Source organism: Planococcus plakortidis (assembly GCF_001687605.2).
Taxonomy (GTDB): domain Bacteria; phylum Bacillota; class Bacilli; order Bacillales_A; family Planococcaceae; genus Planococcus; species Planococcus plakortidis.
In genome coordinates, this window is sequence record NZ_CP016539.2 from 726,038 (window position 1) to 739,453 (window position 13,416).

A 13,416-nucleotide genomic window follows, 5' to 3' on the forward strand; every position below is an offset into this window, starting at 1 on the left:
CTCAGTCATTTCCTTACGTTTAAATTGTGTCTGACACAGGGACAGGAACAGAAATATGCCGGAATTTCGCGACATCGAACAATCCCCGGTCGGTCAGTTTCAGGTGGGGAATGACCGGCAGCGACAGGAACGATAAAGTCAGGAAGGCATTGAAATGGGTTGGAGCACCGATCTGAAGCAGGCTGTGATCCATTGTCTTCAGCTGCTCATAAACTGCAGGAAACGGTTTGTCGGACATCAAGCCGGCAATCGGCAGCGGCAAACTGGCCAGGACTTCGCCATTTTGGACGACCGCCAAACCGCCTTGCAGCTGCTGGAGTGCATTGATTGCTGCTAACATATCGTCATCATTCGTCCCGACCACAATGACATTATGCGAATCGTGCGCGACGGTTGTCGCGATGGCGCCGTTTTGGAGGCCGAGCCCTTTGACAATGCCGAGCCCGATGTTGCCGGTCGCCCGGTGGCGTTCGATGACGGCGATTTTCAAATGGCCGCTTGCCGGATTCGAAACAAACATGCCGTCAGCGACTGGCACGTCTTCTATTAAATGCTCGGTGATCAATTTGTTCGGGTTGATGCCGATAATATGTGCGGCCGCATTCGTGCCCATTGGAATTTGCAGCATGTCTGCGGACAGTTCGGCAATGCGTACTGTTTCCCGCACCGAGGAGCTGTCACAGTCTGTATTTACGGGCCCTGCATAGCGGCCGTCTTTCGCCGCCAACTGCCCACTTTTATAGACTTCAGCAATCGTGAAGTCTTCCAAATTATCGAGCAAGACAAAATCTGCGTCATAGCCAGGAGCGATGGCACCTTTATGATGAAGCCCGAAACATTGGGCAGCATTCAAGGTCGCCATGGAAATGGCGGTGATGGGGTGGATGCCATACTGAATGGCTGTCCGGACGTTGTAATCGACGCTGCCTTCTTCGATCAGATCATCAAGGTGCTTATCATCTGTGCAGAACAAGCAGCGCTGCGCATTTTGTTCGGTTACGCCTTCGAGTAAAGCGTGCAGGTCTTTCGCGACAGAACCTTCTCGCAGCATGACGTACAGGCCGCGTTCAAGGCGCATCGCCATTTCCTCTTTCGTCACGCATTCGTGGTCCGTCAAGATGCCGGCGGTGCCGTAAACATTGATATCATTTGCGCTGAGTCCCGCTGCGTGGCCGTCGATTTGATTGCTCAGCAGGAGTTTATCGAGGATCGCTTCATCTCCATTCAATACGGCGGGGAAATCCATCACTTCCGCCAAGCCGAGCACTGAATCGCGCCCGGCAAAAGGCCGCAAGTCGCCCGCAGACAACCGGGCTCCCGCATTCTCGAATGGCGTCGCCGGGACACACGACGGCAGCATCATTTTAATATCGAGCATTGCCGATCGCGCATCTTTCAGCATGAACTCAAGCCCGTCCGTCCCGCTGACATTGGCGATTTCATGCGGATCGGTAATGGCAGTCGTCACGCCGTGCGGCAGCACGATTTGCGAGAACTGCTGGGGCGTGACCATCGACGACTCGATGTGGACATGGGCATCGATCAAGCCGGGTGCGATGAACTTTCCTTTGGCATCGATTTCCTCGATGCCCTCATACTCACCGATTCCGACGATCACGCCATCGCTGACCGCCACGTCTCCGGTCGTCAAGGTTTTCGTGAAGACATTGACAATCGACGCATGGCGGATGACGAGGTCTGCTTTTTTCCGTTTGTTGGCAACGTCGATCCTGTTTTTCAATTGGGCTTTTTTCAAGTCCATTCACGCTCCTTTTGCTGCTCGCTTGTGTATTCAAGGAGATTCGAGTTTTGCTTTATTCTACAGCAGGGCGGCTTCAAGCTCTAGCAAAAAAGAGAGGAATGTTTGAGGTGTCCCTGTGTCAGACACAATTCAAAACGCAGAAAACATGTGGGAAGTGGATTCCGGTTTGAATCGGCCCCTGTGTTACACACAATTCCCGTCAAAAAAAGGCAAGCGCAAATTCGCGCTTGCTTTCTCCATTTATTCTCCGAAAATCTCCTCGGAAACTTCCACGATGTAGCGGAGTTTGTCCCATTGCTGCTCTTCGGTCAGGAGATTGCCGTGATGCGTCGAAGCGAACCCACATTGCGGGCTGATGCACAGTTGCTCGAGTGGCACATATTTTGCGGCTTCTGCGACGCGTGCTTTGATCGCTTGTTTGTCTTCGAGTTCGCCGTTTTTCGATGTGAAAACGCCGAGTACGACTTTCGGGCCGCCTGATGGAATGTGCTCGAGTGGCTGGAAGCTGCCCGAGCGGTCGTCGTCGTATTCAAGGAAGAAGCCATCGACTTTTTCCTTGGCGAACAAGGTCGGGGCGATCAATGCATAGCTGCCTTCGAATGCCCAGTCGGATTGGTAGTTGCCGCGGCACAAGTGGGTCGTCACGGCAAGGTCTTCCGGTTTGCCTTCGAGCACGCCGTTTGCCACGCGAAGCGCCAAGTCGATCAAATAGTCGCGGTTGTATTTGCCGTCGTTGAACGGGATGTCGGGCGATGACAGCCCGGCAATATAGACATCGTCGATTTGGATATAGCGCGCACCGGCGTCATAGAACGCTTTGAGAGCGTCACGGTATGCTTGGACAACGTCTTTCGCATAGTCTTCCAGGTCCGGATAGATTTCTTCGTTGCGGATGCCTTGGTTGAAAAATTGGTTCGGGCTTGGGATCGTCAGTTTCGGGACGGCGCGGCCGCCGACGATTTCCTTGAATTCGACGAAATCGCTGAGGAAGGGATGATTTTCATTGAATGAAATCTTGCCGGTATTGCGGACGTCGTAGGCTTCGGTTTCGACGTTTTTGAACTGATAACCTTTTTCCGGCGTATAGCCTTCGAAACCGTTGATATGAGACATGAAGTCGGTATGCCAGAACGTGCGGCGGAACTCGCCGTCCGTCACGGCTTTGAGCCCGACTTCGATTTGCTTGTCGACGATGCGCTTGATTTCCGACGTCTCGACTTCCCGCAGCTGATCTGCCGTAATGGCACCTTCCTTGAACTGTTTGCGGGCTTCGTGAATGCTGTCGGGGCGCAATAAGCTCCCAACGTGATCCGCCTTGAATGGTGCTGTAGTTAGTTTAGGGCTTGTTTGAATAGTTGAATGGGTCATGTGAAATTCCTTCTTTCTGTTTTTAGTGTAGGTGATGGAAATGAAAAATGGGGCTTTCTTCAAATAAGAAGAAAGCCCCGTTTATGGGAAATGCATTCTTCTTATCTTCTAGGCTATCGCCTATTGGAAGTAGCACCTTGTCCTGGATCAGGGCGGTTGCTGAGACTTCACAGGGCCAAATCCCTCCGTCTCTCTTGATAAGAAATCGATTATTGAGTTAGTTGTAAATGATTGATGTTCACATTAAAGCAATCTTCGGACAATTGCAAGGGAGAGGGGAGTTTTTTGTTTGTGTCCCTGTGCATCACACAATTCAAGAGATACCGTATACAAGATGGGTGAATATGAAATGCTTAAAAAGATAGCTCTTCGGATGTCGTCGTGAATTTTCATGCTAATTGATAAATAGTCATAATTGTGCCGGACACAGGGACAGCTACAATTCGGGGCAGCTGCAATTCATAGGGGTTTCCTGCTCTCAATTGTCAAAAACAGGCCGCCGTAATAGGATTCCACATTCACGATTTCCAGCGGTGAACGGTTCACCAAATCGAACGTATCGCGGTTTAAATGGCAGCCGTCGCAGAGCTTTTTCCAGACGGGGGTCAAGGCTTCCTGGGTTTTGCCCATGACCGGCTGGTCCATTTTGACATGTTCGAACATGAGGATCTTTGCACCCGGTTTACTGACGCGGCAGATTTCTTCAAGTGCTTTGACAGGGTCAGGGATTGTGCAGAACACCAATGTCGCAACGACGGTATCGAAGCTGTTATCGTCAAAAGGCAGTTCTTCAGCAATCGCTTCGTACGTATGGATCGGTGTTTTCGATTTCCGGATGCGTTTGCCGGCTTGTTTGCCCATCTCCGGGTTCGGTTCGATGGCATCGACCCGTTCGGCATTTCGGTAATAGCGGAAGTTCGCGCCCGTCCCGAAGCCGATTTCGAGCACGTGCCCCGTCGCTTGCAAGACGAGGTTTTTGCGGATCTTCTCAAAGCGGGTTTTCTCTAACGGCTTCATGGCCGTGTCGTATATATGTGGCAGGAATCCAGCCATCTTATCAGCTCCTTTTTCGTTTGCTTACTATTCTTCTCACTTTCCCGTCTGGGGCTTTATCTACTCCTCTAATGAACAGCTCGTATAGGATTATACAAAAACTATACAATATGCGTTTTTAAGCTTATGATGAAGGGAATAACAAGGATATTGGCTGAGGGTTAAAGAAATTTCCATATAGGCGGTTTTAAAGTAAAAAGCGATACATATTTCATTAAAAAAGGGGCGGTACATATATGGGCAAAGCGAAAAAATCCGTAATCGTGATCGGGGGAGGCCTTGGGGGCTTGTCGGCGGCGATTTCATTGCAGCAAAAAGGCTATGAAGTTTCGTTGTATGAAAAGAACGGGCATATCGGCGGGAAAGTGAACCGCTTGGAGCGGGACGGCTTCGGCTTTGATTTGGGCCCGTCGATTTTGACGATGCCGCATATCTTTGACCGCCTGTTCCAGGGCAGCGGGAAGAACATGGCGGATTATGTGCCGATGCAGCGCCTGGAGCGCGAGTGGCGCTCGTTTTTCCCGGATGGTACGGTGATCGACTTGTATCACGATCTTCATTTGATGGAGCGGGCGAACCCGGCTTTGTCGAAAAAGGACATGAAGGAATATTACGCATTGCTCAAGTACGCGAAGAAGATTTACGAGACGACCGAGCGCAGCTATTTGAAGGAAGGCTTCGAGTCGCCGAAAGAAGCGGTCGCCCAAAACGGCATCCTCGCGACTTTGACAGGATTCGATTTGACTTCGACGATGTATAGCGCAATCTCCAAACGCATCACGAACCCGCATTTGCGCGACATGCTGTCGTATTACGTCAAATACGTCGGCTCTTCGCCGTATAGCGCACCCGCCGTGCTCAATATGATGATTTACATGCAGCATGCGCAAGGCTGCTGGTATGTGCCGGGCGGCATGCACAATCTGGCAGGCGGCCTGGAAAGATTGGCCCGCGAAATTGGCGTCCAGATCCATACCGGGATGGGCGTGATCCGCGCCTTGACGAGCGCGGAAGGCAAGATCACCGGTGTCGAACTCGAAGACGGAAGCTTCCAAACCGCTGATTATTACGTATCGAATATGGAAGTCATCCCGTTCTATCAAAAAATGGTCAAGGCGGAACATGAGTTTGTCGACAAACTGGAGAAGAAATACGAACCGGCAAGTTCGGGGCTGGTCTTGCATCTCGGCGTCAAGAAGACCTATCCACAATTGAACCACCATAATTTCTTCTTCTCGGACAATTTAAAAGAGCAGATGGACAAAGTATTCGAGCGCCACGAGCTGCCGGACGACCCGACAATCTATCTCGTCAACGTCAATAAGACCGACCCGAGCCAGGCGCCAGAAGGGCATGAAAATATTAAAATCCTGCCGCATATCCCGTATATCCAGGACAATCCGTTCACACCGGAGCAGTACAAGGAATTCGAAGAGCGTGTCATCGATAAGCTCGAACGCATGGGGCTCGACGGCCTGCGCGACAATATCGTCGTGCGCGACGTCTGGACACCGCATGATATCGAGCGCATCTACGGTTCGGACCGCGGCGCGATCTACGGAACCGTCTCCGACAAGAACAAGAATGGCGGCTTCAAGCACAAGAAGCAAAGCGAACTATACGACAACCTGTATTTTGTCGGCGGCACCGTCAACCCGGGCGGCGGCATGCCGATGGTGACCTTGAGCGGCCAGCAAGTGAGCGATAAGATCGTCAAGCGCGATAATCAAAACAATTAAAAATCTACAATCCTGAGACGGTTTTTTCCGTTCTTACGGCTTATGCTACTTACAATTCAAAAGGCGATGCCAATGACTTTAACAAGTCGTCGGCACCGCCTTTTTGCATGTTCATTTTCCGAGTGTCACCGGCAGTTCACGGACGCCCCGGACGATCATGCCGGGACGCCAGTCGAGTTCGTTTTCCGGAACGGCGAGCGCCATGCCGGGAAAGCGTTTCAATAGCCCATCGATCGCGATTTGGCCCTCAAGCCGTGCGAGCGGGGCGCCAAGGCAGAAATGGATGCCTTTTCCGAATGCCAGATGGGCACTTTTTTCGCGGTGGATGTCGAACAGTTCCGGGTTATCGAACTGCTCGGGGTCATGGTTCGCCGCGTTCAGCGCAACGATGACCAAATCGCCCCGGTGGATGGTTTTTCCGCCGAATTCCAGGTCTTCCGAGGCCCATCTTGACGTGCTGAATTCGACCGGCCCGTTCAAGCGCAGCGACTCTTCGATGGCCTGGCCGATCAGTTCAGGCTGGATGCATAATTCCTGCTGCTGTTCGGGATGATTCAGAAGCGTAAGTACGGTATTGCCGATCAAGTTCACGGTCGTCTCATGCCCCGCGATGATCAGCAGGGACACGAGGCCGTACAGTTCTTTTTCCGTCAGCCGGTCGCCTGCTTCTTCAGCTTCGATCAATCGGCTAATTAAGTCGTCTCCCGGTTGTTGGCGCACTTTTTGGAACCATTCACCGAGATAGCGGACAAATTCATTCATATGCTCATAAACGCTAACGCCTGCTTCGCCACTCGTGCCTTCGATGAGCGAGTTCGACCAAGTCCGGAATTTATCTCGGTCCTGTGAGGGCACGCCCAAGATTTCGCAAATGACGATGATGGGGAGCGGGAAGGCGAATTCATCAATTAAGTTGACGCTCGATTTGCCTTCGAACCCATCGAGCAAGTCGTCGGTGATTTCCTGTATGCGTGGCTTCATGCCGTCAATCATTTTCGGGGTGAACGCTTTTTGGGCGAGGCCCCGCAGCCGTTTATGGTCGGGCGGGTCGGAAAACAGCATGTTCTGGGTGAATACGCTCATCTCGTCCATGCTGCCGCCGAACAGTTTCGAGAAATCCTTGATGAAACGCGGGTCTTTCAATACGGCTTCCGCGTCGGCATAGCGTGTCACGAGCCAACCGAGCTGGCCATCCGGGAAACGCACCTGGTGCACGGGATCTTCCTCGCGCAGCCGCTTGTAAGCGGGACAAGGGTTCCGGGTGAATTCGGGGCTGAACAATTTCGTTTCGTCGTTATCATGCAAATTCATTGAAATGCCTCCTTTTTTAGTCTATACCCTGGAGCGCGCATTTCCTGTCTCGTTCCTTCCACCCATTTTTCCCCTTCTTCATGGCGTAATAAGCTGAAACGCCGCTTGCCATTCATCTCGAGGTGAATGGCCATGAAAAAGCACCGCCACCGCATTTCCCATCGGTGGCGGTGCTTATAGGGCGTTGCCTGTTCAAGATGATTTTTCAAGAGGTATCGTAAACCAGAACACGTAGCGGCCGTCTGTGAGGTGCAAGCCGATGGTGCCTTTATGGAGCTCGATGATTTCCTTCGAAATGGCGAGTCCGAGCCCGCTCGCAGGCACATAAACTTGCAGCGTATAGGAGCGGTTAAAGTCGAAATTGAAGAACGGGGGGGGGCGGTCTTCGACTTCAATCGCTAGGCGCCCGCCTGCCGCTTTGGTGTTTAAGCTGAAGCCACCGCCATTGCCCAACAGCATGATGCGGGAACTTGCACCATCGCTTGGCATCGTTTCCACGCGGGAATTGTCAACCATGATTTCCATTGCCTCGATGTCTTCGGTGAAGCTTTTTTCCTCGAGCACTTTCTGCTGCGCCGGGCTCGAATTGTAGACAAGGTATATGACGATGCCGACACCCACAAGGAACACGCTCGCGATGATAATCAAAATCCTCAAGAAAGCTCCCATGTAACCATTTCCTTTCAGCTTGAAATTCATTTGATTTGTTGGCGAATCAGGTTCTAGTGCTTGAACAGGAATAAAAAGATGTCTTTATTTTACTATAAATATCAGAAAAGTCAGTTTATTTTATTGGAAACATGCTATATTAATAAATATAGGAAGATGGTGGAAGAAGATTCGCCGCCAGCCGGTCAAACCGGAAATTCTTAGGCAAGGGAGGATGCCAATATGTGGAACATAAAAAAGCGGGTTTTCATCGATCGACGGGTGGGGGAGGTCCATCAATTCGCTACGAATCCGAAGCACTGGTATCAATGGTATGCGGGCTTATCGGAAGCTGAAAACCTGAAAGGCAAAGGCGGCAAGGGCACGAGCATGGATCTGATGTATTTCTTTTTCGGGAGGGGCTTGGAAATGCATGTACTGGTCGTGGAAAATGCTCCGGTAGGAGATGGCTATGTTTGGCGTTGCTTGATCAGCGGGGCTTTTGACGGCAACCAGACGTGGCGGTATTTACCAGTGGAAAACGGCACGGAAGTCCAGTTTGAAATGGATTACGATCTTCCGGGCAGCATCTTCGGGAAAATGGCCAATACGCTTTACATCAAAAAACTGATGAACAACTCAATCGAACTGACCTTGCAAAACTTGAAGGACATCAGTGAAAGCGATTGAGCTGCCAAGGTGGTCTAAGAAGTCGGATGGAAAGTTTCCGGCGTGCCTTTGCGCTCGAAAAAGGTAAGCCGAATAGCTGGAGGAGGGTTATGCAGTGGAGCAAAATCAAAAACGCGATTATTCCCAGATTCCCTTTACCGGTTTGGGTTTGATATTCGGGACGGCGATCGGTGCCATTGTCGCCCTTATCCTGACAGGGGATATCATCTGGGCCGGGGCAGGGACAGGCGTGGGGCTCGTTCTCGGCGCAGCGATCGATGGCATGAAAAAGCGCAAATAAGGTTTATGATGCTGGAAATGAAAATCTGTTGCGGAAAAGAGGAGATTGACATGAATAAGTATTTGGCGGAATTTATCGGGACTTTCATTTTAGTGTTTTTAGGGACAGGGACAGCCGTCGTGTTGGGCGGCTATACAGGGGGGACGGAAACTGGTTATCTTGGGGTGACCGCCATTGCGCTCGCGTTCGGGCTGTCAATCGTGGCAGCGGCGTACGCGATCGGCCATATCTCAGGTTGCCATGTGAATCCGGCTGTTTCGCTTGCCGTCTGGATATCGGGCAATTTAAGCGCCAAGGAATTCGGCGGCTATGTCGTCGCACAAATTGTCGGGGCTTTTGCCGGCACTGCGTTTTTGGCGTTCCTGGTCGCGAGTTCCACCAGCCTAGAAGGATTCGGGGCAAACGGCTATGGCGGTTTGAGTGCGGTCGGCTTAAACCTGGGCGGGGCATTTGCCGTTGAAGTGGTGCTGACCTTCATCTTCGTGTTGGCGATTCTCGGTGTCACCTCGAGCAAGGCAACATCCCATATGGGCGGGCTCGTCATCGGCTTGACGCTGACGCTCGTCCACTTGATTGGCATTCCGCTCACGGGGACGTCGGTCAACCCGGCGAGAAGCTTGTCGCCGGCTGTTTTTGCCGGAGGCGATGCGCTTGCACAAGTGTGGGTGTTCATCGCAGCGCCTTTGATAGGGGCAGCGATTGCGGCAATGGTATTCAAATCGTTCTTCTTCGTCAAGGAAGAAACGGGAATTGAAGTAGCCGGCGATTCGGATGGCGAGGAATTGATCAAATAAGAGACACCTCAATTTGAAATGAAGCTTCATATGCGAAAACCACCCGGAATTTGGGTGGTTTTTTGATGATAAAGGAGAACAAAGCCCAAGTGGTGAATTTTACCAGATGAAAGTTCATCAACCAAAAAGTGAGTGAGACATTGTGGAATTCAAATTGGGAAACGGCACACTGATGTTGCCGGAACTTCATATCGTGGTAATGGCAATCCTCATCATTTATTTGCTGTCCAAATGGAGCAAGGAAGTGGAAAGCGGGCGCATCAAAATCTTCATCTATTTTCTGGTCGCCGCCTATGTCATGCCGGTTCTTTCCTACAGCACCTTGGAATACGATTTCGAGCTTTGGGTGCCAGCGGGCTTCGTGCTCGCGTTCTTTTACATTTTCCGGAAAGAACGATACCATCCCGCTAAAATGAAAGCCAGTGTGCTCGGGCTGGCCGTGGCGCTCTACCAGATTGCCGGCCATATGTGCTAAAGCCCAGCAGCCATTAGTCGCTGGGCCTGTGCCATTCCGGGAATCGTCGGGCTTTTACCGGCAAGCGTTCTGGAACAAGTTCAATCAATAATGATTGCTTTTCCCTGTTCGCGAAGCGATTTCAATGAGTCGAGCATATGGTTGATCTGCTCTTCGCTATGGCGTTCCCAGAAAGCGAGTTCCGCCACGATTTTCAATGGTTCTTTGGAGCGGTAGGAACGTGTCGGGTTTCCGGGAAAGCGCTTGTCGGTCAAATTCGGGTCGTTTTCGAATTCGCCTGTCGGTTCGACAATGTAGATCCGTTCCGGCGAATCCGTCGCAGCGAGTTCCGCGCCCCATTTGGCTGCTTCGAGCGTGGCGGTGAAATAGATATAGTTGGATTTCTTGTCCTGGAAGTTGGATGGGTTCTGGGCCTCCAGCAAATCTCCTATTGCCAGTTGCGCTTTTGTCCCGTGGAAGAAAGGGCCAAGGTCCAACACTTCTGTCGATTCATTCATCATTTTAGCCTCCAATCTCAGTTCGGTATCCTGATTATAGGGCAGAAGCTGCTGAAAAAGTAGGCTGCAACTAATTTTTTCATTCAGGTATAATAAGAGTAGAGAGTAAGCTCGGCAGCCCGATTTTCATTATCGCAATGAGAAATCGGGCTATTTTTATGCCTGCGTATAGCTGGGAGTCCATTCGTTTAACGGCTTCTTCAGCGGGTAGATATGGATATACGTTTTAACTATAAAAGAAGAGGTGTCCACGAATGAAACATAATGTGACTATCAAACATAAACTCGGCCTCGGCACAGCGCCGCTCGGGAATATGTTCCGGGACGTGCCGGAAGACGAAGCGATGGCGACGATCGAGTCGGCCTGGAACGAAGGCATCCGTTATTTTGACACGGCGCCGTTTTACGGGGCAGGGCTCGCGGAACTGCGGCTCGGTGAAGCGTTATCTTCTTACGATCGCGACGACTATTTGCTGAGCTCGAAAGTCGGCCGCATCGTATTGGACGAGGAAGAGGAAAAAGAAGGGTTGTTCGAATTCGGCCGCAAAAATAAAATCCACACCGACTACACGGAATCGGGCACGCTGCGTTCGATTGAAGACAGCTTGAAGCGCCTGAAGACGGACCGCTTGGATATGGTCTATGTGCATGATATCTCCCCGGACTTTCTCGGTGATGAATGGATCACGAAATTCGATGAGGCACGCCACGGCGCCTTCAAAGTGCTCGACCGCCTGAGAGACGAAGGCGTCATCAAGGCGTGGGGCCTTGGCGTCAATACGACCACGCCGATCGAAGTCGCACTCGAGCTCGAAGAAGCGCATCCTGATTTGAGCTTGTCCGCGACGCAGTATACCTTGCTGCAGCATGAACGCGCATTGGAACGCATGATGCCGCTTGCCGAAAAAACGGATGGCGGCCTTGTCATCGGTTCGGCGTTCAACTCCGGCGCTTTGCTCGGCGGCGATCATTTCGATTATGCGGAAATCACGCCGGAAATCAAAGAGCGGGTGGCGCGTTTCAATGAAGCCGCCCAAAATCACGGCGTGCAGTTGAAAGATGTCGCACTGCAATTTTCAACTGCGCATCCAGCAGTCAAGGCGGTCGTCACGGGGTCCACTCGCCCAGGCCATATCAAGGAAGACTTGGCTGCGATGACAGCCGACATCCCGCCCGCTTTCTGGGACGAACTCGTCGACAAGGGCCTCGTCTCCCCGAAAGCGCCTTTGCCGAAAAAATGATAATGAAGAACAATAAAAGGTTCCGGCCAGCTGGCCGGAACCTTTTGTCATGGATATAACAGCTTTCCCGAATCGCCAGGGGAAGCCGTTATGAAGTGACATCAGCCCTGCGGCGCATGGTAGATTTCCTCATATGGCTGGACGACGACGAAGCCGTTGCCCGAGAATTTCATCTGCACGGATTCCCCGCTCCCTCTGCCGAAAAAGCTTTTCAACTGCACGTCGGTGACGAAATCGGGTTCCAAATTGCCTGACCAGGCGACCGTTGCGTTCGGGTCGGTGAATACCGGCGTGTCCGGCGTGACGAGCAAAGTTAGCGGCTCGTAATGGGAAGTGAACGCAACGAGCCCGTGGCCTTCCAAGCGGACGTTGAACAATCCGCCCGCCATCATGCCGGCGACGCGGCGCATCAATTTGATGTCCCAGTCGAGCCCGTCCTGAAAGGCGAGCAAGTCGTTGCCATTGATGAAGATGCTTTCGCCTTCAAGGTCCAGGATGGTGATTTTCTTGCCGCTGTCGGCCACATACAGCTTGCCGTTGCCGTTCGCTTTCATCAACTGGGCGCCTTCCCCGCTGAGCGCTTTTTTGACGAATTTCCCGAGGCCGTGTTCGAGCATGCCTTCGCGTTCGAATTTGATATTGCCTTCATAGGAAATCATCGATCCGGCCTTGGCCCACACTTGGCCGTTCAAATTCACTTCGAGCAGGCGGTCCGTTTCAAGTTCAAAAAAGTCGCGTGCGCTTTCTTCCTGTTTGGTTTGCTGGACAAATTGCTTGATGGAATACTTCGACATGGATGATTCCTCCTTTGATTGGATACTATGCTATACGGACAGGCTGCAAAATCGTTTCGCTTTGCTTTCAAGTTAATCGTTGATTTTCCGCAAGGGAAGGAGTAAACTGTCGGAGAATGAATGTTCATTCCGTAACAGAAGGAGGAGTTTTTCCAGATGCCGACATCCACTACTAAACGAGACGACATTCTCGACAGCGCACTGACTTTGTTTGCCGAACGCGGCTTTGATGCGACGACGATCCCGATGATCGCGACCGATGCCAAAGTCGGAGCAGGGACGATCTACCGTTATTTCGCCAATAAAGAAGTGCTCGTCAATACCTTGTTCCAGCATTATGTCACTTTGTTCAAGGAGGCGCTGGAAAAAGACTATCCTGAGGGAGCGGGCATCCGTGAGCAATTCCATCATCTATTCCAAGGGATGATCCGCTTTACGAACGAGCACGATCATGCTTTGTATTTCATTAAAACCCATACATCCGCTTATTTTCTGGACGCCGAAAGCCGGGAGCAATTCAGCTGTTTGCTGATGATCCTCGAAGATTTCTTCGAGGCAGGCAAACAGCAAGGGCAGATCCGTGAGCTTCCGTCCAAGGCGCTGATCGCCATTATTTTCGGCGGCTTTTTGCAACTGTACCAATTGATCCGCGCAGGGGAACTAGAAGACTCGGCTGAACTATTGGCAGGAGTCGAGGAAAGCTGCTGGGATGCTGTGCGTCATCATTCGTGATGATGCCAGTTTTTTTCTCGTTTTATAGGAAT

Annotated in this window: 14 protein-coding genes and 1 riboswitch; of the genes, 7 read left to right on the forward strand and 7 right to left on the reverse strand. The window is 51.6% G+C overall.

What is annotated here, in order from left to right; all coding sequences use genetic code 11:
- Positions 1-19: 19 nt before the first annotated feature.
- The 3 genes from ade to BBI15_RS03765 all read right to left on the reverse strand — a co-directional run bounded on the left by ade (position 20) and on the right by BBI15_RS03765 (position 4,183).
- Entirely contained in the window at positions 20-1,762 is a 1,743-nt protein-coding gene (ade, locus tag BBI15_RS03755; protein ID WP_068872330.1) for an adenine deaminase, read from the reverse strand.
- A 240-nt stretch (positions 1,763-2,002) separates the two neighbouring features.
- The gene (locus tag BBI15_RS03760; protein ID WP_068872331.1) at positions 2,003-3,130 is read right to left on the reverse strand and encodes a 5-methyltetrahydropteroyltriglutamate--homocysteine S-methyltransferase; all 1,128 of its coding nucleotides are present in this window, start codon (positions 3,128-3,130) and stop codon (positions 2,003-2,005) included.
- Between the two features lie 98 nt (positions 3,131-3,228).
- Positions 3,229-3,334, reverse strand: a riboswitch (SAM riboswitch).
- Positions 3,335-3,589: 255 nt separating this feature from the next.
- The gene (locus BBI15_RS03765) at positions 3,590-4,183 is read right to left on the reverse strand and encodes a class I SAM-dependent methyltransferase (RefSeq protein ID WP_068872332.1); all 594 of its coding nucleotides are present in this window, start codon (positions 4,181-4,183) and stop codon (positions 3,590-3,592) included.
- A gap of 236 nt (positions 4,184-4,419) precedes the next feature.
- Between BBI15_RS03765 and BBI15_RS03770 the strand changes: the two genes are divergently transcribed.
- The gene (locus BBI15_RS03770) at positions 4,420-5,922 is read left to right on the forward strand and encodes a phytoene desaturase family protein (RefSeq protein ID WP_068872334.1); all 1,503 of its coding nucleotides are present in this window, start codon (positions 4,420-4,422) and stop codon (positions 5,920-5,922) included.
- A gap of 111 nt (positions 5,923-6,033) precedes the next feature.
- On the opposite strand, the gene BBI15_RS03775 is transcribed toward BBI15_RS03770, so the two are convergent.
- Together BBI15_RS03775 and BBI15_RS03780 are read right to left on the reverse strand one after the other, a co-directional pair.
- Positions 6,034-7,233 carry a cytochrome P450 family protein gene (locus BBI15_RS03775; protein ID WP_068872336.1) on the reverse strand — a complete coding sequence of 400 codons (1,200 nt, stop codon included), beginning with the start codon at positions 7,231-7,233 and terminating at the stop codon, positions 6,034-6,036.
- Positions 7,234-7,425: 192 nt separating this feature from the next.
- Entirely contained in the window at positions 7,426-7,902 is a 477-nt protein-coding gene (locus tag BBI15_RS03780; RefSeq protein WP_068872338.1) for a histidine kinase, read from the reverse strand.
- Between the two features lie 222 nt (positions 7,903-8,124).
- Here BBI15_RS03780 and BBI15_RS03785 point away from each other — a divergent pair, with 222 nt between their 5' ends.
- The 4 genes from BBI15_RS03785 to BBI15_RS03800 all read left to right on the forward strand — a co-directional run bounded on the left by BBI15_RS03785 (position 8,125) and on the right by BBI15_RS03800 (position 10,120).
- Complete coding sequence (locus BBI15_RS03785; RefSeq protein ID WP_068872340.1) at positions 8,125-8,571, forward strand: SRPBCC family protein; 447 nt, start codon at positions 8,125-8,127, stop codon at positions 8,569-8,571.
- Positions 8,572-8,665: 94 nt separating this feature from the next.
- Positions 8,666-8,851, forward strand: a complete 186-nt coding sequence (locus BBI15_RS03790; RefSeq protein ID WP_068872342.1) for a hypothetical protein — start codon at positions 8,666-8,668, stop codon at positions 8,849-8,851.
- Between the two features lie 50 nt (positions 8,852-8,901).
- A complete protein-coding gene (locus BBI15_RS03795) occupies positions 8,902-9,645 on the forward strand; it encodes an aquaporin (RefSeq protein WP_068872344.1) in 744 nt (247 codons plus the stop codon).
- Positions 9,646-9,787: 142 nt separating this feature from the next.
- Positions 9,788-10,120: a hypothetical protein gene (locus BBI15_RS03800; RefSeq protein ID WP_068872345.1), complete on the forward strand. Its 333-nt coding sequence runs from the start codon at positions 9,788-9,790 to the stop codon at positions 10,118-10,120.
- Positions 10,121-10,200: 80 nt separating this feature from the next.
- Here the strand turns inward: BBI15_RS03800 and arr are convergent, their stop codons facing one another.
- On the reverse strand, positions 10,201-10,617 hold the full coding sequence (arr, locus tag BBI15_RS03805; protein ID WP_068872347.1) for an NAD(+)--rifampin ADP-ribosyltransferase: 417 nt from the start codon (positions 10,615-10,617) through the stop codon (positions 10,201-10,203).
- A gap of 254 nt (positions 10,618-10,871) precedes the next feature.
- Here arr and BBI15_RS03810 point away from each other — a divergent pair, with 254 nt between their 5' ends.
- Positions 10,872-11,858, forward strand: coding sequence for an aldo/keto reductase (locus tag BBI15_RS03810; protein ID WP_068872349.1), 987 nt, complete (start codon positions 10,872-10,874; stop codon positions 11,856-11,858).
- A gap of 101 nt (positions 11,859-11,959) precedes the next feature.
- Here BBI15_RS03810 and BBI15_RS03815 read toward each other — a convergent pair whose 3' ends face one another.
- Positions 11,960-12,652: an AIM24 family protein gene (locus BBI15_RS03815; protein WP_068872350.1), complete on the reverse strand. Its 693-nt coding sequence runs from the start codon at positions 12,650-12,652 to the stop codon at positions 11,960-11,962.
- A gap of 156 nt (positions 12,653-12,808) precedes the next feature.
- Here BBI15_RS03815 and BBI15_RS03820 point away from each other — a divergent pair, with 156 nt between their 5' ends.
- Positions 12,809-13,384, forward strand: coding sequence for a TetR/AcrR family transcriptional regulator (locus tag BBI15_RS03820; protein WP_068872352.1), 576 nt, complete (start codon positions 12,809-12,811; stop codon positions 13,382-13,384).
- Positions 13,385-13,416: the final 32 nt, after the last annotated feature.